This is a genomic window from Agrobacterium larrymoorei, assembly GCF_013322225.1.
GTDB lineage: Bacteria > Pseudomonadota > Alphaproteobacteria > Rhizobiales > Rhizobiaceae > Agrobacterium > Agrobacterium larrymoorei_A.
This window is the reverse complement of the sequence record NZ_JAAMFB010000023.1, coordinates 33,533-58,357: the sequence shown is the minus strand read 5'-3', so window position 1 is coordinate 58,357 and position 24,825 is coordinate 33,533. Positions and strand designations below refer to the sequence as shown.

14 protein-coding genes are annotated in these 24,825 nt (G+C 56.8%); 8 read left to right on the top strand and 6 right to left on the bottom strand.

Going from position 1 to position 24,825, the window contains the following annotated elements; genetic code table 11:
• Positions 1-332: 332 nt before the first annotated feature.
• The 7 genes from G6L28_RS14990 to G6L28_RS14960 all read left to right on the top strand — a co-directional run bounded on the left by G6L28_RS14990 (position 333) and on the right by G6L28_RS14960 (position 18,305).
• Positions 333-9,014: a peroxidase family protein gene (locus tag G6L28_RS14990; RefSeq protein WP_174064632.1), complete on the top strand. Its 8,682-nt coding sequence runs from the start codon at positions 333-335 to the stop codon at positions 9,012-9,014.
• A 177-nt stretch (positions 9,015-9,191) separates the two neighbouring features.
• Positions 9,192-10,922, top strand: a complete 1,731-nt coding sequence (locus G6L28_RS14985) for a type I secretion system permease/ATPase (protein ID WP_174064631.1) — start codon at positions 9,192-9,194, stop codon at positions 10,920-10,922.
• A gap of 32 nt (positions 10,923-10,954) precedes the next feature.
• Positions 10,955-13,243 (top strand): calcium-binding protein, encoded by a 2,289-nt coding sequence (locus G6L28_RS14980; RefSeq protein WP_174064630.1) that lies wholly within the window; start codon positions 10,955-10,957, stop codon positions 13,241-13,243.
• 73 nt (positions 13,244-13,316) lie between these two features.
• The gene (locus tag G6L28_RS14975) at positions 13,317-14,627 is read left to right on the top strand and encodes an HlyD family type I secretion periplasmic adaptor subunit (RefSeq protein WP_174064629.1); all 1,311 of its coding nucleotides are present in this window, start codon (positions 13,317-13,319) and stop codon (positions 14,625-14,627) included.
• A 122-nt stretch (positions 14,628-14,749) separates the two neighbouring features.
• On the top strand, positions 14,750-16,369 hold the full coding sequence (locus G6L28_RS14970; RefSeq protein ID WP_234902591.1) for a sulfatase-like hydrolase/transferase: 1,620 nt from the start codon (positions 14,750-14,752) through the stop codon (positions 16,367-16,369).
• A 136-nt stretch (positions 16,370-16,505) separates the two neighbouring features.
• Entirely contained in the window at positions 16,506-17,702 is a 1,197-nt protein-coding gene (locus G6L28_RS14965; protein WP_174064628.1) for a glucoamylase family protein, read from the top strand.
• Positions 17,703-17,882: 180 nt separating this feature from the next.
• Positions 17,883-18,305, top strand: a complete 423-nt coding sequence (locus G6L28_RS14960) for a DUF4112 domain-containing protein (RefSeq protein WP_174064627.1) — start codon at positions 17,883-17,885, stop codon at positions 18,303-18,305.
• Positions 18,306-18,360: 55 nt separating this feature from the next.
• Here the strand turns inward: G6L28_RS14960 and G6L28_RS14955 are convergent, their stop codons facing one another.
• Positions 18,361-19,242 (bottom strand): SMP-30/gluconolactonase/LRE family protein, encoded by an 882-nt coding sequence (locus G6L28_RS14955; protein ID WP_174064626.1) that lies wholly within the window; start codon positions 19,240-19,242, stop codon positions 18,361-18,363.
• 141 nt (positions 19,243-19,383) lie between these two features.
• Positions 19,384-19,635, bottom strand: coding sequence for a SemiSWEET family sugar transporter (locus G6L28_RS14950; RefSeq protein WP_174064625.1), 252 nt, complete (start codon positions 19,633-19,635; stop codon positions 19,384-19,386).
• Between the two features lie 306 nt (positions 19,636-19,941).
• On the opposite strand from G6L28_RS14950, the gene G6L28_RS14945 reads away from it, so the two are divergent.
• On the top strand, positions 19,942-20,328 hold the full coding sequence (locus G6L28_RS14945) for a response regulator (RefSeq protein ID WP_174064624.1): 387 nt from the start codon (positions 19,942-19,944) through the stop codon (positions 20,326-20,328).
• 49 nt (positions 20,329-20,377) lie between these two features.
• Here G6L28_RS14945 and G6L28_RS14940 read toward each other — a convergent pair whose 3' ends face one another.
• The 4 genes from G6L28_RS14940 to G6L28_RS14925 form a co-directional block, all read right to left on the bottom strand.
• The gene (locus G6L28_RS14940; protein WP_174064623.1) at positions 20,378-23,362 is read right to left on the bottom strand and encodes an autotransporter outer membrane beta-barrel domain-containing protein; all 2,985 of its coding nucleotides are present in this window, start codon (positions 23,360-23,362) and stop codon (positions 20,378-20,380) included.
• Between the two features lie 137 nt (positions 23,363-23,499).
• Positions 23,500-23,937, bottom strand: a complete 438-nt coding sequence (locus tag G6L28_RS14935) for a pyridoxamine 5'-phosphate oxidase family protein (protein WP_174064622.1) — start codon at positions 23,935-23,937, stop codon at positions 23,500-23,502.
• Positions 23,938-24,019: 82 nt separating this feature from the next.
• Positions 24,020-24,217, bottom strand: coding sequence for a hypothetical protein (locus G6L28_RS14930; protein ID WP_174064621.1), 198 nt, complete (start codon positions 24,215-24,217; stop codon positions 24,020-24,022).
• An 80-nt stretch (positions 24,218-24,297) separates the two neighbouring features.
• On the bottom strand, positions 24,298-24,816 hold the full coding sequence (locus G6L28_RS14925; protein WP_174064620.1) for a 2'-5' RNA ligase family protein: 519 nt from the start codon (positions 24,814-24,816) through the stop codon (positions 24,298-24,300).
• Positions 24,817-24,825: the final 9 nt, after the last annotated feature.

The following is a 24,825-nucleotide window of genomic DNA, read 5'->3' as shown; positions in this document are numbered from 1 at the left end:
GCAATTTATTGGCTAGACAGGCTTTCGAAAGTGTTTCCAGATTCCGTAGCAAGTAAACGAAACAGCCAGACTGAAAGAGTCGGGCCTGACCAATGGCGGAAGTCATATAGGACCAAGGTCTGAATCTCCATTGCGACCAAGGGGCAGAAAATCACCGGACTATCTGAAGTGTGATTTTGCCAGCCATTACAGCACTCTGTGATCATGAGGGCTTGGGGTATCTCCGACAGAATGAACGATGGGAGATAGGGTTGCGCGCAGAGCCAGCCAAACGTTCAAAGCCTCCATCCATGTCACTTGAGTAACAGCGCCCTGGCGCTTCGGAGGGGAAAATGGCTGCTTTCACACTTAATCAGGCTGATCTTGCCTTTGTTCTATATCAGATCAAGGTTGCGGAGGTTCACGCTTCCGGCGTGCCTCTGACTGAAATTCGCGTGAACCCAGACGGTACGGTTGTTTCCGATCGAGCCCAGTACGATGCTTCGACTGGTGTCTATCTCGGAAATCCGAACACCCCACGCGCCATTCCCGACCCGCACGTCCCGGTCGGCCTGCGAACAGTCGATGGCAGCTACAACAACATCGTCCCCGGCAGAGAGCATTGGGGATCTGCCGATCAGGCCATGCCACGTGCACTCGACCCGAATTTCATCAATGATGCCGATGGCGACAGGATGCCGCTTGGTGGGCCGATTGTGGTGACTAATACAGATTACGGTGTCGTTGGGACACCGACTACTGGCGCCAATGGCGGTCACACCGGCAATGTGGCTGATGCCGATCCTCGCATCATTTCCAATCTCATCTCCGACATGAGCATCAACAACCCCGCCGCCGTAACGGCCTGGTTCAATAATCCGCTGTCGGTTGCGGCATGGGAGGCGGCCAATCCGGGCAAGGTTCCGGTCGCACCGGGCCAGCCTTTGGGCGAGAACGGCCAACATATTACCAATGCCGATCTCGCTTCCATTCTCAACATTTCGCCAGATGAAGGGCTATCGGCACCCTTCAACGCCTGGATGACATTCTTCGGCCAGTTCTTCGACCATGGCCTCGATCTCATCAGCAAAGGCAATAACGGCACGGTCTTCATTCCACTTCAGGCAGATGACCCGCTGGTGGTCGGCCCAGATGGTGCTCCGGGTGGCGGTGATGATCTTCCCGCCCATCTACGTTTCATGGTCATCACTCGCGCGGATCCGATCAGGGGCCCGGGTGCAGACGGGGTTATGGGTACCGCCGACGATACGAGCCATGAAGCACGCAACACGACGACACCCTTCGTCGACCAGAACCAGACTTACACATCGCACGCCTCTCACCAGGTCTTTCTGCGTGAGTATGCGATGGTCGGCGGTGTTACGGTCGCAACCGGACGCCTTCTGGACGGTCCTCCACCGGTTGATTCACCTCCCGGTACACATGGCGGATTGCCGACATGGGCTGATATCAAGGCGAATGCGCAGCAGTATCTTGGCATTCAACTGACTGACGCCGATGTAGTGAACCTGCCGCTAATCCGCACGGACCAATATGGCAATTTCATTCCTGATCCGGTCACTGGCTATGCCCAGCTTGTTACAGGTCTGGGCGCAGATGGCGTACCCAACACCTCAGACGACATCGTCGTGTCGGGAACACCGCTGGCACCGGTCAACACCTTCACGGCTGGCGCATTGCGCATCGGCCACGCCTTCCTCGACGATATTGCACACAACGCCAATCCGTTCAGCAGCCGAGGCGATGCACTCACTGCGGATGCGGACAACGTCATCAACGGCAACGGACCGCTTGCCGTACCGGGGACATATGACAATGAGCTTCTGGACCGGCATTACGTCACCGGCGATGGTCGCGGTAACGAAAACATCGGTCTGACTGCCGTTCACCACATTTTCCACTCCGAGCATAACCGGCAGGTGGATTCGCAGAAGTTGACCATTCTGGAAAGCGGCGATGTTGCCTTCATCAACGAATGGCTTGCAACCGACATCAACGGGCTTCCCATCGGCTTCGACAGCCTGTCGTCGCTGGACAAGCTTGCTTATGCGAAGACATTGAACTGGGACGGCGAGCGCATGTTCCAGGCGGCCCGCTTTGCAACGGAAATGCAATACCAGCACCTCGTGTTCGAAGAATTCGCCCGCAAAATCCAGCCGGCAGTCGACGTCTTCGTCTTCAACTCGATAACGGATGTCGATCCGTCCATCTTTGCCGAGTTTGCCCATACCGTTTATCGCTTCGGTCACTCCATGTTGACCGATGGCATGCCACGCGTCTTTTTGAACGCAGATGGAACGCCGACCGAGGCCGACGAACCGGAGCTCGATCTGATTTCGGCTTTCCTCAATCCGGTCTCTTTCGATCTGGGAAGCACGATCAGCGCCGATCAGGCCGCGGGAGCGATTGTTCGGGGCATGGTCACGGAGCATGGCAACGAGATCGACGAGTTCATCGTCAGCTCTCTACGTAACAATCTTCTGGGCCTGCCCCTCGATCTCGGCGCTATCAACATCGCGCGAGGCCGTGATACCGGTATGCCTTCGCTCAACGATGCTCGCGCTCAGCTTTATGCTGCAAGCGGCTCGAGCTTCCTGAAACCCTATGACAACTGGGTCGATCTCGCATCCAATCTGAAGAACTCGGCTTCGGTCATCAACTTCATAGCGGCCTATGGTACACACAGCACGATCACGTCTGCCACCACGCTTGCAGGAAAGCGCGCTGCCGCAACAGCCCTCGTTATGGGTGGTGACGGCGCACCCGGCGACCGCGTTGCCTATCTGACGAGCACTGGCGCTTGGGCCAATGTCGAAACAGGTCTCGGCCTGATCGATCTATGGATCGGCGGCCTTGCCGAGAAGAAAATGCCTTTCGGCGGGATGCTCGGCTCTACCTTCAATGCGATCTTCGAGCTCCAGCTGGAAAACCTGCAGGATGGGGACCGTTTCTATTACCTGACGCGTACTCAGGGCCAGAACTTCCTCAACATGCTGGAGCAGAACTCCTTCGCCAAAATGATCATGGCGAATACGGATATCGCCCAGCCCGGCGCCGATGGCATCCGTGGTACGGGAGATGATGTGATCGCCCGCCATCTCGGTGTCGATGCCTTCGCCAATTACGATCATGTGCTTGAAATCAACAAAGCCAACCAGGTCGAGGCCGATCCCGAAGGGGACGATCCTATCATGATTGGTCTCGGCCTGAACAAAGTACAGCGCGACGATCTGACCACAGGCGATATCGACGAGAGCGTGGCCGACACCAGTGCCGATCAAAGCGGCGCAACGGGGCACTATCTCCGCTTTACGGGTGGCGAACACGTCGTCGTCGGCGGCACTATCGGCAACGACACGATCATCACCGATTTCGGCGATGACGGCATCTGGGGTGATGACGGCGACGACCGCATTGAAAGTGGCGCGGGCGTCGACCTCGTCAATGGTGGCGCGGGCAACGATATCATCACCGATAGCGGCGATACCGGCGACTTCATCAAGGGCGACGAAGGCGATGACGTCATCGCCAACTCGAACGGTATCGATATCCTGATGGGTGGCACCGGCAAGGATGTGATCTTCGTCGGTGTCGACTCCACCGAAGTCTTCGGCGGCGCTGGTGATGACTTCATTCTCGGCGGTGACGGTGCCGACTTCCTTCTCGGGAATGAAGGCGACGACTGGATGGAAGCAGGCGGCGGCTTCGATACGACCGCAGGCGACAACTCCGAACTCTTCTTCAACTCCGCGATCAAGGGCCACGACGTCATGTTCGCGGGCAATGACGAGCATGATTTCGATGCCGAATCCGGTGACGATATCATGGTGCAGGGTGAAAGCGTCATCCGCAACGAAGGCATGTTCGGTTTCGACTGGGCGATCTTCAAGGGTGTGGAGCGTGATGCCTATGCCGACATGCGCGTGCCGATCTTCACGACAGAGCAGGCGGATATTCTCCGCAATCGCTTCGACAAGACCGAGGCTCTGTCAGGCTGGAAGCATGACGATACTCTGCTGGGCGACGACCGCGTTTTCGGTGAACCTGCACCCGGTGCCACTGTTGCAACGACGGAAGGCATTTTCTTCAACGACGATCTGACGCAGGCAGGGGCCAACCGTATAGAAGGTCTGCGTCAATTGCTGGGCAACCTGATCGCCGCGGCTCCGACGTCAGGCGATCTGGAAAGCGTTGTCGCATTCAACCGCGGTAATCTGCTGCTCGGTGGTGACGGCAGCGACTCCCTGCGCGGCAACGGCGGCGACGATTTCCTCGATGGCGATGCATGGCTCAACGTCCGCATCCGCATCACGGCACCCGGCGCAGATAATCTTCAGGCCAACCAGATCGCTACGGTCGACAGCCTGAAGCACGTCTTCACCGCTCAAGAAAATCCGGCATGGGCTGGAAAGTCGCTCTTCGAACTGATGATTTCACGTACCATCGTACCAAATCAGCTGCACATCGTGCGCGAAGTGGTCACGTCGACCACCTCTGGAAATGTCGATACCGCAGAATTCAACGATATCCGTGCCAACTACTCGATCGTCAAGAATGCGGACGGCACATTCACCGTCACGCACAATACGATTAGTAACGTGGTCGATCCGCTGACGGAAAGAAACCTTGTTTCAGACGGAGTGGATACGCTGCGCAATATCGAGTTCGCTCGATTTTCAGATGGCGTACAGGTGGCTCTGGTCAACGTTCCTGCAACGGGCGTCCCGGTCATCAGCGACACAACACCTACTGAAGGGCAGCCTCTGAACGCGAACACTGCGGGCATCTCGGACCTTAACGGCTTGGGAACGTTCCGCTTCCAGTGGCAGATGTCTGCCAATGGTACGACATGGACAAATGTGGGTACCAATTCGGCGAATTTCACACCGCAACAGGCACAGGTCGGTCAGCAGGTTCGCGTCGTCGTTAGCTTCACGGATGGGTTCGGTGCAGCGGAACAGGTGATATCGGCACCTACCGAAGTCGTTGGTGATTTTATCAATGGCACGAACCAGGGAACCCTCATCAATGGGACTGCCGGTGCAGACACCATCAATGGCAACGGCGGCAATGACGCCATCAATGGCTTGGCGGGCAACGACGCTATCACTGGCGGTACAGGCAACGACACGATCAACGCCGGTGCCGGGGATGACGTCATCACTTGGAACGCGAACCTCTCATTTTTCCCGTTTTTCCAACCAACAGACGGTCGTGACATCGTCGATGGTGGCACAGAAGGAACCGTGGGTGATACATTCATCGTCAATGGAAACCTGACGACCGAAACCTACCGCGTTTACACCCGCGCAGCTGCCATCACGGCAGGCATGACGGGTATCGCCGCCGCCACGGAAATCGTCATCACCCGCAATGGTGTGAATAATGCATCGATCATTGCCGAACTGACGGAGATCGAAGAGATCGTCATCAATACGGGCCTCGGCAACGACACCGTTCTCGCAATCGGCAACTTCTCGCCGACAAATCTCAACTTCAACACCATCACCATCAATGGTGGAGCAGGTGACGAAACCGTCAACATCTCAGGGCTCATGTCCGCACACCGCATTCTCTTCCGCAGTAATGGCGGTGAGGACACGATTGTCGGTACGTTGCGCCCGCAGGATGTGGTCGAAGTCGCGTCCGGCCAGCAGCTTTCGAGCTACACGCTGACCGACAACGGCAACGGCACCAAGACGTTCTCCAACGGCACACACTCTATCACCTTTACCGGTTCCGTGGTGCCGCACTTCCAGGAATCGTCTTCGGGTGAGAACTATAATGACAACGGTGTTTCCGGTGATTTCGAGTATACGGCGAGCGATCTGGCGGGTCTGAAAGCACTTGTGAACGGCCTTTCGCCGGAAGACTCGGACGACGCGGTTCCAACCGGCGTCCGCGAACTTTCCGGTCATGGCAACAATGTCGGAGATCCCGATGCCGGTGCCGTGGACATGCCTTTCATCCGCCTGACCGACGCTCATTACGGAGCGGCGGACGCAAACGGCAACCTGTCGATCAACCCGATCTTCGAAGGGCTAGATCCGCGCAATATCAGCAACATACTCGGCGCACAGGAAGCAGACCTTCCGAAAGCTGAAGATGCCAATATCTTCTTCATGGCGTTTGGGCAGTATTTCGACCATGGCCTTGATTTTCTTGGTAAAGGTGGAAACGGCTCAATCCAGATCGGCGCTCCCGGTAATGGTGCGCCCGGCTCTGGCAACCCTGCAGACCTGACCCGTGGAACCGTCGCGGGTTACGAAAACGGCGTGCCGCAGCACATCAACAAGACGTCGCCATTCGCGGACCAGAACCAGGCTTACGGTTCCAATGATCTGCTGGGTCAGTTCCTCCGGGAAGGTGATGGCTCCGGCGGTCTGGGAGCACACTTGCTGCAAGGCGGTGTGGACCCATCCAATGCCGCCTTCAAGCTGTTGCCGACCTTACGCGAACTGATCCTGCACCATTGGGAAAACAATACCGTCTTCCATTCACTAGGTTTGACCGGTGGACAGGTCAGTTTCCGTGACTACTTCCCGGGTCTAGTCGTTGGCGGCGTTATAACGCAGTCGATGGTTCCGGCCATGGCGTCGAATTTCATGGGAAGCACGCATTCGCTGCTTCTCGATACCAATCCCTACATCAACCTGCTCGACCACTACGTGGCCGGTGACGGAAGAGCGAACGAAAACGTCGCCCTGACATCAATGCACACAATCTGGGCACGCAACCATAACTTCCACGTGGAAGGTCTGGAGGCAGCAGGTTTCGATGGCACGCCGGAGGAATTGTTCCAGGCTGCCAAGATGATCAACGAGGCTGAATATCAGCGCGTTGTCTTTACCGAGTTCGCCGACAAACTTATCGGCGGAATGAGGGGCCTGGGTGACCATGGCTTCTCCGACTACAATCCGGACGCCACGGCGGCGATTAGTCATGAGTTCGCCGCTGCGGTGTACCGGGTTGGGCACTCCCTCATCGGCCAGACGCTGACCGTCATGGACGCTAACGGAAACCCGACACAGGTTGCTCTGTTCGATGCTTTCCTTAACCCGACGAATGATCCATCGGCGTTCAACGTGCCGCTCAGCCAGCTCGCGCAACATGGGTATGTACCGCAAGCGGGTTATGAACAACATGGCGTCAGCGCGATCCTGTCGGGCATTGCAACGCAGCCTGCAGAAGCGGTGGACTTCAACATTGTGGATGCGGTCCGCAACGATCTGGTACGCATCAATGCGGACTTGTTTGCGTTCAATGTGGCACGCGGTTGGGATGTCGGTCTTGGCACGCTCAATCAGGTTCGCATGGATCTGGCTGCCTCCACGGACCCTTATGTTGCCGAAGCAAGAGGCTTTGCAGGAGCCTTGACGGCTTATACTTCCTGGGAAGACTTCCAGGTCCGCAACGCCCTGTCGAACGCCGTGATCGCACAGTTCAAGCAGGCATATCCAGATCTGGTTCTCGATGCCAACGAGATTGCGGCCTTCCGCGAAATCAACCCGGGTATCGAAATCGCCATGCAGCCGAACGGCACGGGCATCGTCAAGGGTATCGACCGTGTCGACCTCTGGGTAGGTGGTCTTGCTGAAAAGCATATCAATGGCGGCATGGTGGGCCAGACTTTCTGGGTCGTCCTGCACGAGCAGTTCGACCGCCTACAGGAAGCCGACCGCTTCTATTATACGCAGCGTTTCGACAACTTCGACTTCTACGAAAACTTCATCGATGGCCAGCAGTTCGCCGACATCATTGCCCGCAACACCGGCCTGACCGACCTTCAAGAAGATATCTTCTCGCCACGCATCGACGACAACGGCGAGGATGGTGAAAACGGTGGAGAGGACGATGACGATGACAACGATGGCGATGACGACGGCCAGACCGGCGGCAATGACGATGATGATGACGGCGACAACAACAGCGGTGGCGGCGACGATAACGACGACGACACCGATGATGGCGAGGACGACGATAATGGTGGCGGCGATGATGGTGATGATGATGACACCGACACAGGCCATTGCCCGAACGATGATGACGATGACGACAATGCTGGCAACGACGATGACGATGATGACGGCGAGGGCACCGTCACGCCTCTCCCTGTCGCAGCCGTTGCGCTGATCGGTACCGCAGCAGGAGAAGTTCTTGCAGGCCAAGGTGGTGACGACACCATCCTCGCCGGTGGTGGTTCGGATATTCTTTCCGGGAATGCAGGCAACGATATCCTGCGCGGCGAAGATGGCGACGACGTTATCGTAGGTGCAGCGGGCAGGGACGTCATAAACGGCGGTGCCGGGGATGACGAGGTGCATGGCGGCGACGGCGATGATCTCGTCTTCGGCAATGCCGGGGCTGATCTCCTGTTCGGTGACGCAGGTAATGACGTCATCGAAGGTGGTGCGGGTGACGACCAGGCATGGGGCGGTGAGGGCAACGACATCGTTCTTGCAACGGCCAATGACGGCAACGACCGTTACTGGGGCGATGCAGGCACCGATACGCTGGACTACTCCGTCGCCACGGCCAACCTGACCGTCGATCTGGGTAACGGACTGATGGGCCACGGCTCGGTATCGAGTGCGACCACCGGAAGCGATACGTTCTACGGCTTCGAAAACTTCGTGGGCGGCTCCGGCCACGACGTGATCACGGCTTCGAACGCCGCGAACGTCATGGATGGCGGGCTCGGTAATGACACCTTCCGCTTCACGACGACAAGTGCGGCAGACGGTGACAGCATCTACGGCTTCCAGCCGGGCGACAAGATCGACTTCTCCGCAATCGACGCCAATACCGGCGTTGCGGGCAAACAGACCTTCGCCATCAACGGGCAGGCATCGCTGACGGCGGTGGGTGGCGTTGCTATCACCCATGAAACACGCGATGGCGAAGACTTCACCGTGATTAGGGGGCACACCGATGCCGATGGAAACGCCGATTTCGAACTGGCGATTTCCGGCAAGCATCACCTGACGACCAACGATTTCACAGGCGTCGCTTAAGAACGCTGACGGCAGGCGGGCAATGCCCGCCTGTTCACTCAGCCCAGTGCCGGTGTGGACCGGCTCCGAGGTTCATCAAGTAAATTAGTAATATCTTGAGTATTCGGCAAAGCGCATTTCAAGACATGCCAGGGTTAAGACGCCGGGTTGCGAGATATTCCGAGGGGGGAATTTCAGATGAGTGGCACCAGCAAATCAGAACACCAGATCAATGGAATGGGCGGTCTGATGACCTTCGTCTTTGGCCTGTCCGGTATCATCAATATTCTTGCGCTGACCGGCGCGTTCTACATGCTCCAGATTTATGACAGGGCACTTGCCAGCGGCAGTATCTCTACGCTCGTCGCGCTTTCGGCACTCGCCATCGGGCTTTATCTTTTCCAGGGTATCTTCGATATCCTGCGATCTCAGATACTCGTCCGCCTCGGCGCCCGCCTCGATACCAGGCTTGCACCGCTTGCCCACAAGGTCGTCATCGATATGCCCCGCTATGGCTACTCGACGGCAGAGGCGACCGAACGCGGGCGGGATGTCGACACAATTCGCGGCTTTCTGGCAAGTCCGGGCTTGATCGCTTTGTTCGATCTGCCGTGGATGCCGATCTACCTCATCTTCGTCTGGCTTTTGCATCCCCTGCTCGGCATGTTGACCGTAGGCGGCGCGGTCGTGCTTGGCCTTTTGACGCTCTGCACCGAACTGCTGACACGCCGCCACGCCAAGGAGATGCTGAAATCCACGGTTCTTCGCAACTCGGTCATCGACTCCAATGCCCGCAACAGCGATATCATGCATTCCATGGGCATCACCGGACGGGCAGTAAACCGGTTTGAACGCGCCAACCGCCGTCATCTGGAAACGCAGACGAAGACCTCGGATATTTCCGGAACGTTCTCCGGCCTTTCCAAGGTTATGCGCATGATGCTGCAATCGGCGATCCTCGGTCTCGGTGCTTACCTGACAATAAAGGGCGAATTGTCTGCCGGTTCGATCATCGCCTCTTCGATCGTGACAGCGCGCGCTTTGGCACCGGTGGATCAGGCCATCGCGCAATGGAAAGGCATGGTCTCCGCCCGCAAGAGCCATGCACGGCTCAAGGAAACGCTCAACGTCATCAACGACGATAGCAGCCTGCTCAGTCTGCCTGCGCCAAAGGAAAATCTGACGGTCGAAGGTATCACGACGGTTGCGCCCCACAGTGGTGCGGTCCTGCTCAGCGATGTCAGCTTCGAACTTAAAGCAGGTCAGGCACTTGCCCTGATCGGCCCGAGTGGCGGTGGCAAGACCACGCTTGCCCGTTCCATCCTGGGTATCTGGCCAACCCTTCGTGGCTCGGTCCGTATCGATGGCGCAGATCTGAAACAGTGGCCGTCGAGCTTCTTCAGCGAACATGTCGGTTATCTGCCGCAGGACGTCTGTCTGATGGATGGCACCATCGCGGAAAACATCTCCCGCTTCTCGGAGGCACCAGAAGCGCGCACCATACTCAACGCTGCTAGGGCCGCAGGCATCCACGACATGATCGTGCGGTTGCCGAATGGCTATCAGACGGAGCTTGGCCCGAACGGAATGTCACTCTCGGCAGGCCAACGCCAGCGCATCGGCCTTGCCCGCGCGCTTTACGACAACCCGTTCCTCGTGGTTCTGGACGAGCCGAACTCCAACCTTGATGCCGAAGGTGAAGAAGCCTTGATGAAGGCGGTGGCTGGCGTGCGCAGCCGTGGCGGTATCGTGGTCATCGTCGCGCATCGCCCTAGTGCGCTCCAGTCGGTGGATATGGTCGGCATCGTGCAGAATGGCAAGCTTGTGGCCTTCGGTCCGAAGGATGAGGTGGTCAAGCCACCAACACCGCAGCTTGTGCGCCAGCAACCGGAGCGTCTGCAATCTGTCGCAGGCATACCAGCCGAATAAAACTCAACACCGCGGATTAAGGGAGGCATAGCATGGAAGAGAAACTTTCACTCGGACTGCCCGATGTGGCAGCCTCCATTGCGCCGAAGAACCGCTTCGAAATTCCGGAAAAGCCAGCGCCGCGTTACTGGCGTGCGATCACCCCGGCGATCATCTTCGCAGGACTTGGTGCCTTCCTCGGCAAGCTGCACTCCGAAACGCAGCCTGAAAAGCCGCATCAGCCGCATGAGCCCTTCGGCGACGCATCGGAGGGTGCGGCGACGGAGATGGCGCAGGCACAGAACGGTGTCGATATCATTCAGCAGGTGGCTGAATATCTGCAGCAGGTCGCGGAAGAGGCCGGACGCCCGGCTCGAAGAGTTCGGTATCTGGCGGAATCGACATCTTTGACGCCTTTTTCGGCCCGCGTGACGATGGAGTTGGGTGATCGCCCGGAAAGGCGCTCAGCCAACGACAATCTGGAGACATTCGAAATCTTCAAGCCTCTGGTGCCAATGGGCAGCAGAAGCCGTAACGATGATTCCGGTTCCGCCGGACCCGGTACAGGTGGGCCACCCGATGGCGGTGGACCCGGACCTGGGCCCGGCCCGGGAGGTAACGACAAAAACCGGCTTCCTGTGGTGAGCGGCAAGGCGATGCTGGGAAGCGGGCTGATGAACCTCTCCGCGCTCATCATGCTCGACAAACTCGCCTCAGCTGCGACCGATCCCGATGGAGATACATTGTCGGTCCGTAACCTGACCGTTTCTTCCGGTGAAATCCGCAGCTACGGTGATGGCGTTTGGCTCTACACGCCGGTACGTGGCTATGTCGGTGAGGTTACCTTCACTTATGGGATTAGTGATGGAACGGGCGTGGTTGGGGCAAAGGCGCTCTATTCCCTCACCAAGGCGCCGCCCAGCGAAATCACCGGTACCGAAGGTGATGATGTTCTCATCGGTACACCGCAGGATGATATCATCGCGGCGCTCGGCGGAGACGATATCGTCTACGGGCGTGAGAAAAACGATGTCATCTACGGCGGCGACGGCGACGACACGCTGATCGGCGGCGATGGTGACGATATCCTCTACGGTGAAGGCGGTCACGACCGCATGTTCGGCGGTGCGGGTAACGACGTGCTGTTCGGCGGCGACGGTAATGACGAGATGTATGGCGAAGAAGGCAATGACATCCTGATTGCCGGGCTGGGTAACGACGTTGCAGGTGGTGGCCTTGGTCATGACCGCCTGTTCGGCGAGGAGGGCAATGACGTTCTGTCTGGCGAGGCAGGCGATGACCTGCTTGACGGCGGCGAAGGAGATGACATCCTTTCCGGCGGCACTGGCAAGGATGCTGTCATTGCCGGTGAAGGCAACGACACGGTCGTCACCGGCTCCGGTATTGAAGAAGCACGAACGGCTGTCACCGCGCCCGCGTCAACGACTGCGCCAACCAGTGATGGAGATGACGTTTATCAAGGCGGCGAAGGTTTCGATACCTATGATGCATCTACAGCGACCGATGACGTTGTCATAAATCTTCTCGCTGAAACCGCGTCCGGTTCCGAAATCGGTACAGATCGCGTCGAGGAATTCGAAGCAGCGATTGGCGGTAGCGGCGACGACACACTAACGGGGGACGAGAACGCAAACCTGCTGATCGGAAATGCGGGCGACGACCGTCTTACGGGCGGCAACGGCGATGACACGGTTGAGGGCGGGGACGGCAACGATACGGTCGTCGTTCTTTATTCCAGCAATGGCATCAATGATGGAAACGACACATATTCCGGTGGGGCGGGCATCGATACCTACGACGCATCCGCTGCCCTTTCCGCGGTTGTTGTCGATCTGGAGAATGGCACCGCGACGGGTGTTGAGATCGGAACGGACCAGATCGAAGGCATCGAAGCAGCCATCGGCGGGTTGGGTGACGACGTGCTGATTGCAAACTCGCAGATCAATTTCCTGACTGGCGGCGCTGGCAACGACGTCTTCATATTCCGCTCGGTGGATTCTCTGTCCAACAGTGGTGCCGGTACCGACAAGATTCTCGATTTCCGCATCGGCGACCGTATCGACCTGTCCGATTTGGCCGACGAGATCGGCGGGCTGATGTTTGACCGGATCATGGATCAGGTCGACGATCACCAGGATATCAGACGCATCCGGCTCTACAGCGAGTTCGATGATGGCGAGAACACCATCGTGCGCGCCGTCATCGATCTGTCTGGTGACGACGACGATCTTGAACTCCTCATCTACGGTCATCAGGCACTGACGGAGGACGACTTTATCCTCGCCCTTCAGGACGATGGCGCGGGCGTGGCGAGAGCATGAGGCTACCGGCAGCTGAGGGGCTGTGACGCATAGGTTATTAAGAGCCGAAAAGGCGAGAGTGGGGAGAACAGAAATGTCGAAGAATGATAAAGCCAAGTCTGTTGGCGCATCCGGGCAAGAGCAGTCGTTCGGCATCGCGTCGCGGGTCGTCGTATCCGGTGTTCTCGCTGGTGCGCTGGTCTTCGGCGTGGGCGGCTGGGCGGCTCAGGCCAAGCTCGCCGGTGCTGTCATCGCGCATGGTCAGCTGGTCGTGCCCGATCAGGTCAAGACCATCCAGCACCGCGACGGCGGTATCGTTGCGGAAATCCCCGTTGCGAATGGCGATGCCGTAAAGGCCGGTGACGTTCTTCTGCGCCTCGATGAAACCCAGACCCGTGTGGAACTGACCATCATCCAAAGCCAGCTCGCTCAACTTCGTGCCATGAAAACCAGACTTGAGGGCGAGCGTGACGGCAGCGACACGATCAGCTTTGCCGATATCGACATCGCTGCGGATCTCGCCGGCAACGAAACAAAGCTGTTTCTCGAAAATCGGCGGATGATCGTTAATCAGAAACAGCAACTCGAAATGCAGATCAACCAGCTTAAGGACCAGATCGACGGCTTGTTCTCGCAGCGCACGGCCAGCGAAGCGGAAAAGGAGATCATCGCCAAGGAGATCGAAGTGAGCGAAAAGCTCGCCAAGGGTGGCCTGATTAAACTGTCGGAGTACCGCGACCTTCAGAAACAGGTCGCCCGCATCGACGGCGCGCGCGGCGAAGTGGTGGCCCGCGTCGCGGAGGCCGAAGGCGAGATCAGCGAACTGCGCATCAAGCTGTTGTCCATAGACCAGACAACCCGCTCTGAAACCCAGAAGGAGATCGTCAACATCGAATCCAAGCTCGCCGAACTGGGAGAGCGTGAAATTGCCGCACGCGACCGCCTTTCCCGCATGGAAGTTCGCGCTCCCGTCGATGGTTACGTTTATGACTTGCAGACGCACACGATCAGCGGCGTGATCAGCGCTGGAGCGCCGATCATGTCTATCGTCCCCACTGGCGATGATATGAAGGTCGAAATTCGTGTTCCCCCTGTCGATATCGACCGCGTCGAACCCGGCCAATCCGCAAGAATGCGTCTCACATCCTTCAACAGCGCCACGACACCGGAAGTCCCGGGAACAGTGGAATTCGTTGCAGGAGCCACCGTTCTCGACAAGTCAACCGGCCAGCCATACTATCTGGCGACAGTTTCCATGGATCTCGAGAAAGCGGGCCTGACAGACCGCAAGCTTATGCCCGGAATGCCTATCGAGGTTTACGTTCATACGGCCGAGCGTTCCGCCTGGTCATATTTGACGAAGCCATTCACGGATCAGGTGATGAAGGCATTTCGTGAGGAGTGATCCTCCACCGACATTAAGAGAACAGAGGACGATTTTCTCATCGTAATCCTGGCCATCGGCGATATATAACAACCTCACATCTTTCACATGCGCTGCACCATGAAGATGAGAGGTTGTTTCCGTTGAATGGAAATGTAGAGGAGAAGCTGTTTCGCCCAATCTGGCTTTGGGGCGCGCTGCTGTTTTCTTTTATAGCCTGGCTTACACTCGTTCTGCCCGATCACCCGGATGCATTGACGCTATCCGGCTTCGCCAGACTTCCTCTCGAATGGCCGCTTCTCTGCCTCGTCGTGCTGCTCGTTCCGAGAAGGCTTCGAAAGCTCGTTATTTTTCTTTGCGGAATTCTCGTCCTGCTCGTGCTTTTGTTGAAACTGGCGGATCTGGGAGTAGAGTCTGCGTTCCAGCGACAGTTCAATCCCTACCTCGATATCAAGATGATGCGGGATGGATGGAACCTGATCTCGGGAACGATTGGAACACCCGGCGCCCTTGCTGCCTTGCTTTTTGCGGCGGTCGCCATTTTCCTGGTTCTCGCCATCTTTCTCAAGTCCGCAAAGTGGATGTGCGCCTCGGAAGATGCTGCCCGCCGCGCCTTAATCGCTTCATTCTCCATCATCGCTCTTGCAGCCTGCATCACACCACTTGCCAATCGCAAGGCCTTCGATTTCCATCTGCCTCAATATCTTGCGGCGCGGCTGTCTCTGGTCGTGAAGTCGGTCGAGGATATACACGCCTTCGAAGCCGAGCTTTCCGCCGGTGTCGGGCTACAGGATGGGACGGGGCTTTTCAAGGCGGTTGCAGGCAAAGACGTAGTTATCGTCTTCGTAGAATCCTACGGACGCTCTGCCGTGGAGAATCCCCGTTATGCCGATGTAACCGTGCCGCGCCTGAAAAGCATCGAGATGGAGATTGCGAAAGCTGGACTGAAATCCGTCAGCGCATGGACCACTTCCCCCACTGTCGGAGGATTGAGCTGGCTTGCCCACGGAACGTTCATGTCGGGCCTGTGGGTCAATAGTCAGGCGCGATATGACCGGCTGATGATCAGCCAGCACCCCACATTGAACCGACTGTTCCGGCAGGCTGGATGGGAGAGCGTTGCGGTTATGCCTGCCATCACCATGGCATGGCCGGAAGCTGACTATTTCGGTTATGAGCAAGTCTTTGCCGCCTCAAATCTGCAATATCGGGGAAAGCCATTCAACTGGGTGACTATGCCGGACCAATACACGCTGTCCGCATTCCAGCGCTTTGCGGTCGCGCCTGCGAGGTCGAAAGGGCATAACGTCATGGCGGAAATTGCACTCATATCCAGCCATGCTCCGTGGACACCCGTTCCCCGCCTTGTCGACTGGAATGCTGTTGGTGATGGTTCGATCTTCGACGGGCAGGCGGTTAGCGGTGACCCGCCCTCTGTCGTCTGGGCAGATGCCGAGCGCGTGCGCAGCCAATATATTCAAACGGTAGACTATTCGCTTGCAACGCTCGGGGAGTATATGGCGCAGCACGGCGACGATACGGTGTTCGTCATTCTTGGAGATCATCAACCGGCGTCCATCATAACCGGGCCGGATGCATCTCGCGCGGTTCCAGTGCATGTCGTTACGGATGACGAGAGTCTTGTCTCACGGTTCAGGGAACATGGCTTCAACGATGGTTTGATACCTGCTCCATCTGGTAAGGAATTTCCAATGAGTGACCTGCGCAGGATATTGATCGATTCATTCAGTCTCCAGCGATGACACCCGCGAGGATAACGCCGAAGTGCCTTGTTATGGACAGCATCGCCGTGTCATGATGCCGTATCGTGTCGGTTAGCTAACGATTACGGATGTGCATAATTCCTTTCCGCTTCCACAATATCCCTCGACAGACCATTTGTTCGACCGTGTCCAGCGCGAGACGTTCGGTTATTTCTGGTATGCGTCTCATCCACTGACCGGTTTGCCCCGTGACCGGCTTCATGCAGATGGTGGAGTGGTTTCGGAAACCACCTCCATTTCCGGCGCGGGGTTCGGTTTGCTATCCTTGCTCGTCGGTGCGGAACGAGGCTGGATCACCCGTCAGGAAGCATTGGATCGATGCAGCTTGATGGTCAACGCCCTTGGCAGGGTGCCGCGCTTTCATGGTGCATTTCCACATTTTATCCACTCCGCTGAATGCACGGTCATCCCCTTCAGTAAAAAGGACGATGGTGGCGATCTGGTCGAAACGACCTTTCTTCTTCAAGGGCTCATCTGCGCTAGGCAATACTTCGACGGAAACGCCGAAAACGAGATTGAACTGCGTGGCCTTTTCGATGATCTGATCCAGTCAGTCGAATGGTCCTGGTACACCAAGGGAGGAAGCGAAGGTCTTTGGTGGCATTGGAGCCCAAAATTCGGATGGGGGCGAAATGTCCGCATTTCCGGTTGGAATGAGGCCCTGCTGGTCTATGTGCTGGCCACGGGAGCAGGCGCCTATTCGATAAGCCCCGCGAACTATCATGTGGGTTGGGCGCGCAATGGAGAAATGGTCAATGGCAAAAGCTACCTCGGTACGACGTTGCCGCTGGGCGAGCCCTACGGCGGTCCCGCTTTCCTTTCGCAATATTCCTTCTGCGGTCTGAACCCGTTTCGTCTGCGTGATCGATATTGCGCATATGGCGAGCAAGTCACAGCACACGCCCGCATCAATCATGATTATTGCCGTGCGAAATATGGCGACAACGCGTTGTGGGGGCTGACCTCCTGTGATGGGCCTTCCGGGTACAAGGCCTATTCTCCTATGCGCGATGGCGGAATTATTGCGCCGACCGCAGCATTGGCGAGCTTCCCGTTTCTTCCAGCGGAAGCAGCGGCGGCGTTGACCGCATTCGCGCAGCACTCGGACGGAAAGCTTTTCGGGAAGTTTGGTTTCGTCGATGCGTTCTCCGCAAAGACGGGTTGGGTTGCAAGCACCCATCTCGCCATCGATCAGGGTCCGATTGTGGTCATGATGGAGAATTACCGATCGGGTTTGCTCTGGCGACTGTTCACGAGTGCACCAGAGGTTCAGCGCGGTCTGGAAAGGCTGGGATTCGAGCTTTCAGCCTAACGTCTTGGCAAGCGTCGCCTCTGAAAAAGGGTTTCGACCCGACGGTTCAAGTCTTGAAACCGGTTCATCTCACCCCAATTCATGTGGTGTATGGAGATCTTCTCCGCGTTGAACCAACTCATCGCGCCTGATTGAAAAATCGATTTCGATTTTACGACGGTGTGCCTGGAGGACTAGACGATGACTGCACGGACGTGGAATGCGCGCGGTTTTGCAGCTGCAGACGGAGCCATCAATGCCGAAGAACGTCTTCGGCGCCTCAGAAGACTTGTCCAGATTTCCCGTCTCATGGACACAGCCATAGGTATACCTGGCACGCGGATGCGTTTTGGCGCGGACTCCATCATGGGCATCGTCCCCGTTATCGGTGACAGCGCCGGAGCCTTGGTAGGGCTTTACATCGTCAATGAGGCGCGCAGGTTGGGCATTCCGCCAGCAAAGCTGAAAAAGATGATGGGCAATATCGCCGTCGACTCGATCTGCGGCAGCGTTCCGCTCTTTGGCGATGTATTCGACCTCTACTTCAAGTCCCATCGCCGTAACGTCGACATCATCCTCGATCATTTCGGCCTTCAGCGTGAGGGCCTGCACAGGGGAAGTTAAAACACCGGATCGTTTCCGGCAAAAGGGCGACGTCGTTTCGTAAGCCGACTGTGCTCTACAGAGAAAACCTATACGCGGCGGTTCCCTCGACCGGTGCATCGAATGCGACCAGCGTACCATGCGTGACGATGCCGTTCGGTTGGGTGACGAGGCTGGTCAGATAGATCTTTTTGAGATCCGACCCACCAAAACACGGCATGGTCGGGCCTTTGAAGGGCAGGGTATACACCTCGAACAATTCGCCGTCCGGGGTGAAGCGATTGAGACGGCCGGCTTGTACGCCCGCACTCCAGTAGCAGCCGTCGATATCTATCGCCGCGCCGTCTGGCCTACCTTCGTCGGGGGCAAAATCGTGCAGGCGGATTGCGGGTCCTATTTCACCAGTCGTCGCATCGAAGTCGAATGCTTGAAAGAAAAGCCCACTACTGTCCGAATGGTACATCCTTTTCGCATCAGGGCTCCATGCCAGACCATTCGATGTCAGCAACCCGCCTTCGATAGTCGTCTGCGTATCGCCATTCGCCGAAACACGATAAAGCCGTGCATTTCCCGTAGGTGGAACCGCTTCATCTCGCGTTCCGACCCAGAAATGCCCGTCAGGCCCAACTTTTCCATCATTGAGGCGACTGTCGGCACGACCCTGATCCGGATCACACAGAAGTTCGAGTTTTGCTGTTGCCGGATCGAAGATATGGACCCCGGTTTTGAGACCCACCACGATCATCCCGCTTTCACAAAGGCCGAGGCAACCGGTGGGAGCAGGCATGGGGAAATGATCGAGCTTACCAGAAGGTGCCAGGCGGAAGATTGCAGGTGCGGTAATATCCACGAACCACACATTTCCAGTTCTGTCGTCCCACACCGGAGATTCACCCACCTGCAATGGGGTGTCGATCAGGTATCGAAGCTTCGGCTCTATCATACGTGGCTTCATCAAAAATCCCCTCCATCCCGTTCAATTCAATGCATATTTCATTGCGGCTCTGGCCCAGAGCGTGTCACATGAAAATGATTCATGCAAAAGTTTACGTCTCTACTTGACGCAAGTCGCTGCCGCCAACCGCTGTGGAGGAAGGTATCAAGCCCTTAGCTTTCGGATCAATATGTATCCGGATAGCAAGAAACAGAATACGTTGGTGAGGATGATCGGCCATTCCTGTCGCATAAGGCCAAAGCTTGCCCATAACGCAAAGCCGACGACCGTCACCGCATACATCCGTGTCGATATCGCAGCCGTATCGCCGGTTTTTACCACCTTGATAACCTGCGGAACGAAGCTCGAGACGGAGCATAGGGAAGCGAAATATCCAACGATCAATGCAGTATCCATGTCTTCTTTCATCGTTGATGCCTGGCGTATGCAGTCGCTAACCACCGCACGCCGATGCGGTTCCGGAAGGGTGATCAAACGATGCCTCTTGGGAGTTATGAAGAGCCGCATTGGTTCGGAAAAAAATATCGATAAAAGTTAGCGCAAAGTGGAACAAATCCGAGGTGAGGGCGTTTAGACGGCCAATGTTGCCGACTTCGTAACGGTATTTCTTTGCTACTCTGTCCGGCATACCGGCGATGATATTGAATCCGAAACAAGCGCCGTGTAGCTCAAGCCTAGATTATATTGCCGGTAAGATCGAATATGACCCACAACACAGTGCTGCTCGTCGAAGACTCGATATTCGTCGCAATCGATCTTCAAATGTCGCTTGAAGACGCAGGGTGGATCGTCGCAGGGCCCTATGCAAGCATCGCGACTGCGAGCGCTTATCTACAAAACAATCTTCCGTCCTGCGCAATTCTGGATGTCAATCTTATCGACGGAGAAGTCTTTGCCGTGGCCGATACCCTGGCCCGCGCAAATGTTCCGTTCGTTTTTCACTCCGGTCATGCCGATGGCGCAGAACTGGCCGGGCGATATCCGACGGCTGCTTTCTGCCCCAAGCCCTGCCTCCCCAGAACTCTGCTGAGGCGCATAGAGGCGATGGTCGAACCGTCTGAGAGATTGCCTCTGGCGGCTGTTGCCTGATTGAAGACAAAATAGCCCGTTGCCGAAAATGAGGTGGTGTAAACTCCTCTCAGAAGTCCACCACCAGATTTGCATTCGCTGCGCTCGACTTGAACCCGCTGCCGAACTCGCCGAAGTAGGTCAGCGTAACACGTGTCGCTTTCGACATTTTCGCGGTAAGGCCCGCTTTAACGACCAGCGTGTCGTTCGGCATGGTCACACCATCAAGCACGAATGGAGAGCCCTGATCGAAACGATAGGCACCTGATGGCGACCGGCCTGCCGTGTGCCGCCAGCTCAGAACACCGGAGGCGACAACAGGAATATCGCCCATATCCAGGTCGGTAGACCATCTTATGCCGATCGTGGATGTCGCAGCACGGGTGGAACTGTCAAATGCTGACAAAGCCGCAGGCCCACCCTTTTCGTTTATGTTGGAAGTATCAAGATCGATGTAGGCAAGATTAATAAACGGCTGGAGCATAGTGTTTTCATTCACATCCAGCCTCCACGAAAGATCGCCGAACACCTGAGCGACATCGGCATCGTAGTCCGTAGAAACCACATCACTGAACGAGCCGAACGAGATCTGCCGCTTGGTCGAGATCATGTTACGGGAATAGATCGTTCCTGCGAGAAGCTGTAGCGGACCGTACTCTCCCCGAGCGTAAAGACCGCCCTGATACGTTTCGATATCGCTCGCAGAGCCGGTCGTCTGGCGGCTGAAGCCGACGACACCGCCAATGCGCCAGTTTTGCGAAGCCGCTGTGTCTGCACCGAACAGCACACCCGTTGTCGTATAGTCGTAGCTGCCCGCAATGCCGTCACTGGAAAAGCGGTTTTGCCCTGCCGATCCGGTCGACCAGAAAGAAACGTCATCACTTCCGGGTAAGCTTGTGCCACCTCCGAAAGCCGCGTTATCGATGGTAGCCTCTCGGGCAAACCGGCTTTCCCAAATCAGACTGCTTTTGATCGTCTCATGCAGTTCGCCATTCAGTTGCGAGAACGCATTTGCCGCCCCCTCTACGTCGAGAGGGAAAACCGCCTGAACCAGAGCGTTCGACAAAGGCAGCGCTTCCACCGCGTCGGCGGTGGTGCGATCATTTCCGCTGCGCGCGACCTGCGAAAAGCGGACGCTGTTTCGATCCAGATCGAGATTTACTCCTGTGCCGCCGTAGGTCACATTTGGCGTGAAGAAAGCGAAATCGCTCGTCACTCCTTCAAAGGTGCCTGAAATGCCGCTGCCTGTAAGTATCGTATAGCTATTCGTCAGGCCCAGAGGGCCGCTTGTCGAAGCGATGTTCAAAGTTCCGCCGTCAAGACGAACGACACCCCCGGCGTTCACCCTGTCCGACGTGCCCATCGAGCCGACATCGACCTGATAAAGCGAGCCCGAGCGGAAAGTCACATCTCCGCTGACGTTGATCGTTTCGATACCTGGTCCCGGTGACAACACGCCGCCGGTGTCGATCAAAAGGCTCCCTGCATTGCCATTGCCAGAGAGGGTGCCTCCCGCAACGTCGACTTGGCCTGCCACGGTTCCCTGATTGACGAACTCGCCGCCGGTGACGGATGCCGTGCCCGTAATCAGGCCGGTGTTGACGGAAGAACCGCCTGCATTGACCAGAGTGGCAACGGTCCCGTCATTGGCAAGGTCACCCTCGTTGCGAACAGTGCCAGCGGATGCCGCGCTATTATTGGTAAGACGTCCGCCGCTGCGGATGTCGACATCGGAAAGGTCGGCATTGTTTACAACTGCGCCGCCGGTTATCCGGGTTATGCCGGTCACTGTACCACCGGTGTTGTTGGTGAAAGTGCCGCTCGAATTATCGAGAGACGCGACTTCACCGGCATTCGTCACCGTGCCGGAATTCGCGACTGCCCCGGCCCGTGCACCGCTATTGTTGACAAAGGCTGCCGCGGCGGCCACGTCGACATCGGTCACGATGAAGTTGTTCGTCACAGTCCCGCCGGAAATCACCGTGTTTCCGGTAATTTCGCCGCCCGCATTATTGGTAAAGGTGCCGCCCTCGTTTCGCAAAGACGCAACGGTCCCGGCATTGGTGGTGGAGCCGGAATTGTGGACATTGCCCGCCTCCGCATTCAGGTTGTTGACGAAGGCTGCGGCTGCGGCCACATCGACATCGGTCACGATGAAATTATTGGTTGCCGTGCCACCGTTCACGGTCGTCATACCTGTGACACGTCCACCGACATTATTGGTGAAACTCCCGGCATGGTTTTGAAGAGATGCGATGGTGCCCGCATTATCCACCGTACCGGAGTTGCGGATGGCGCCCGCTGTCGCGCCACTGTTATTGACGAATGCTGCTGCGGCAGCCACGTCTACGCTTGTAACGATGAAGTTGTTGGTTACCGTTCCGCCTGCGACCGTTGTCGCTCCGGTCACCCTTCCTCCGGCATTGTTGGTGAAGTTACCGGCCGTGTTGTTCACGGAGCCGATCGTTCCGGCATTGGAAGACGTACCCGTGTTCGTCAGAGCTTGCGTCGTGCCGGAATTATTATTGGTGAATGTACCTCCAGAGGAGACCGATACATCTCCAATGTTTCCATTGTTGGAAAGGGCTGTCCCAAGGGAAACATCGGCGCTTCCGGCTTCCCCATTCACCGTCACGCTGCCATTGTTCAGCTTCAGACGGCCGTCGAGTGTTCCGTCCACGAAAAGGCTTCCGCCATTCAGATCGACATCCGACCTTAAAGTGCCGCCCTGATTGATACCCACGCTGCCGGAAGATATCGTCGTTACGTCACGCACCGTCAGATCGCCGCTGTTAGTGATCGTAACATTGCCACCCTCGACGCCGAGGCGCCCGACCGTGGCGGTCGTCGTTACCTGTGGTGAACCTGTAGACACGTTCGCACTGTCGGTAGCGCTGGGGGCGGACGGAGACCAGTTCCCGCTATTGCTGAACTCGTTATCTGTGCTTCCTGTCCAAACCGCCTGAGCGAATGTCGTGCTTGTCAGCGCAAGCGAAGCCAAAGCCGTGAACAGGCCGAGGCCGCGGTGCCATGCCGGAGACAATTGTCTTGTCATTCTCAAACCGATTGTAACGGGTGCCGATTCGTATTCGGCAGACGAACCACGACTCGTAAGCGATCATGGTTAACCGGAAATTAAGTGTCAATGAACTGCGTTGTTCTTATCAACTGATACTCTGGTGGAGTTGGCAATCAGACAAGCGAGACCGTGCCGTTATCCTCGCCGTCCCAATATTCGATGGTACGGGCGTTGACCTGGACGAGCACCACGCCCGGGGTGCCAACGCCGTCGGGGAACCAGCGATCTAGCTCGCTCGTCCAGTGCTCCTCGAACCGAGCCTTGTCGCGAATGAGGCTTGCCTGACCGTCGAGTGAAATGAAAATGCCGGGCTTGCCAAGAATGCTCGGTGGCTCGGTGAATATAAGGGATACGCGATTGTTCGCTTCTATCTCCCTGACCTTCCGTGTATCTTCATAGGAGAAAAACCAGGAATCTCCTTCGTAATCGACATCACCGTTGTTGCTCATGGGTCTGCTTTTGATTTCGCCTGAAGCCGTGTGAGTATTGAACATGCAGAAGTCTATCTTGCGGAGTCGCTTGGATATGTCTTTCAGGTTCATCGACGCCATGATCAGCTCCATATGCGATGCTTATCCGACATCGCCTTTTTGCTTTTTGCCGGGTTGATATTTCCAAGCTCCCAACCGCTTTTCAGGCCATCGATGCCGGATCGCCGATCGGGAGAAGTGCAGGGTTGAGAGGCGGATCGTTCGGGTTCTTGGTGTCGCCAGGGTCTTGGACCGGCGGCTTCGGCGCGTCGTCCTGACGCGGGTTGGGCAAACCGGGTGTCGAACTCGGCCCGCGTGGACCATCGGGAACTGGGGACTGGTTTTTGTCGCTCTCGATCATAACTCGTCTCCTTAGAGTTTTATGTCTCCTACTGAAACGACCCGTGATCTTATCGGTTCCGTGCGAAGACGGAGCGGAAATCATCTCCTCGGCTCAAAAGGCACATATCGTTCGTGTTGCCATGGCCCGCTCAGATACCTCCAAAGATCGACGCCGGTAATGGTTATGTCGCGCGGCTGAAACTCTTTGGCGAGATTCTCGTACAATCGGTCGGCGCTAGATTTGGCGACTTTGTTTTGAACCGTGATATGCGGCCGCCACCCCTGTTTGTCCTGTGGGCCGAGCCATGGCGCAAACTTTTCGCGCAACAATGCCCGCAGTTGGGCCAGCGCAGCGTTTTCGATGCTGTAGGCAACACCAGCCCCCAGATGGCGAATGTTACTGACGGTCGCTTCTAGCGGGATATGATCCCGAACGGCTGACTCCAGTATCGTGATGATCCGATCCTTATATTCCCCCGGAAGTCTGTGAAACATCGTCAGATGAGCGCTTAGGAAATTACGGTCGGGCGGAAAGTGACGCTTCCGCAGTTCATTGAAATAAGCGAGGTCTTCTTCTTCAATTCTGGCCGTAAGTATCAGTGGAAGGCGTGTCTGCATGATCGTCTA

Coding starts and splice junctions, on each gene's coding strand:
- G6L28_RS14925 (WP_174064620.1), bottom strand. CDS start 24,816: ATGCAGACACGCCTTCCACTGATACTTACGGCCAGAATTGAAGAAGAA.
- G6L28_RS14940 (WP_174064623.1), bottom strand. CDS start 23,362: ATGACAAGACAATTGTCTCCGGCATGGCACCGCGGCCTCGGCCTGTTC.
- G6L28_RS14950 (WP_174064625.1), bottom strand. CDS start 19,635: ATGGATACTGCATTGATCGTTGGATATTTCGCTTCCCTATGCTCCGTC.
- G6L28_RS14975 (WP_174064629.1), top strand. CDS start 13,317: ATGTCGAAGAATGATAAAGCCAAGTCTGTTGGCGCATCCGGGCAAGAG.
- G6L28_RS14930 (WP_174064621.1), bottom strand. CDS start 24,217: ATGATCGAGAGCGACAAAAACCAGTCCCCAGTTCCCGATGGTCCACGC.
- G6L28_RS14945 (WP_174064624.1), top strand. CDS start 19,942: ATGACCCACAACACAGTGCTGCTCGTCGAAGACTCGATATTCGTCGCA.
- G6L28_RS14960 (WP_174064627.1), top strand. CDS start 17,883: ATGACTGCACGGACGTGGAATGCGCGCGGTTTTGCAGCTGCAGACGGA.
- G6L28_RS14935 (WP_174064622.1), bottom strand. CDS start 23,937: ATGGCGTCGATGAACCTGAAAGACATATCCAAGCGACTCCGCAAGATA.
- G6L28_RS14990 (WP_174064632.1), top strand. CDS start 333: ATGGCTGCTTTCACACTTAATCAGGCTGATCTTGCCTTTGTTCTATAT.
- G6L28_RS14980 (WP_174064630.1), top strand. CDS start 10,955: ATGGAAGAGAAACTTTCACTCGGACTGCCCGATGTGGCAGCCTCCATT.
- G6L28_RS14985 (WP_174064631.1), top strand. CDS start 9,192: ATGAGTGGCACCAGCAAATCAGAACACCAGATCAATGGAATGGGCGGT.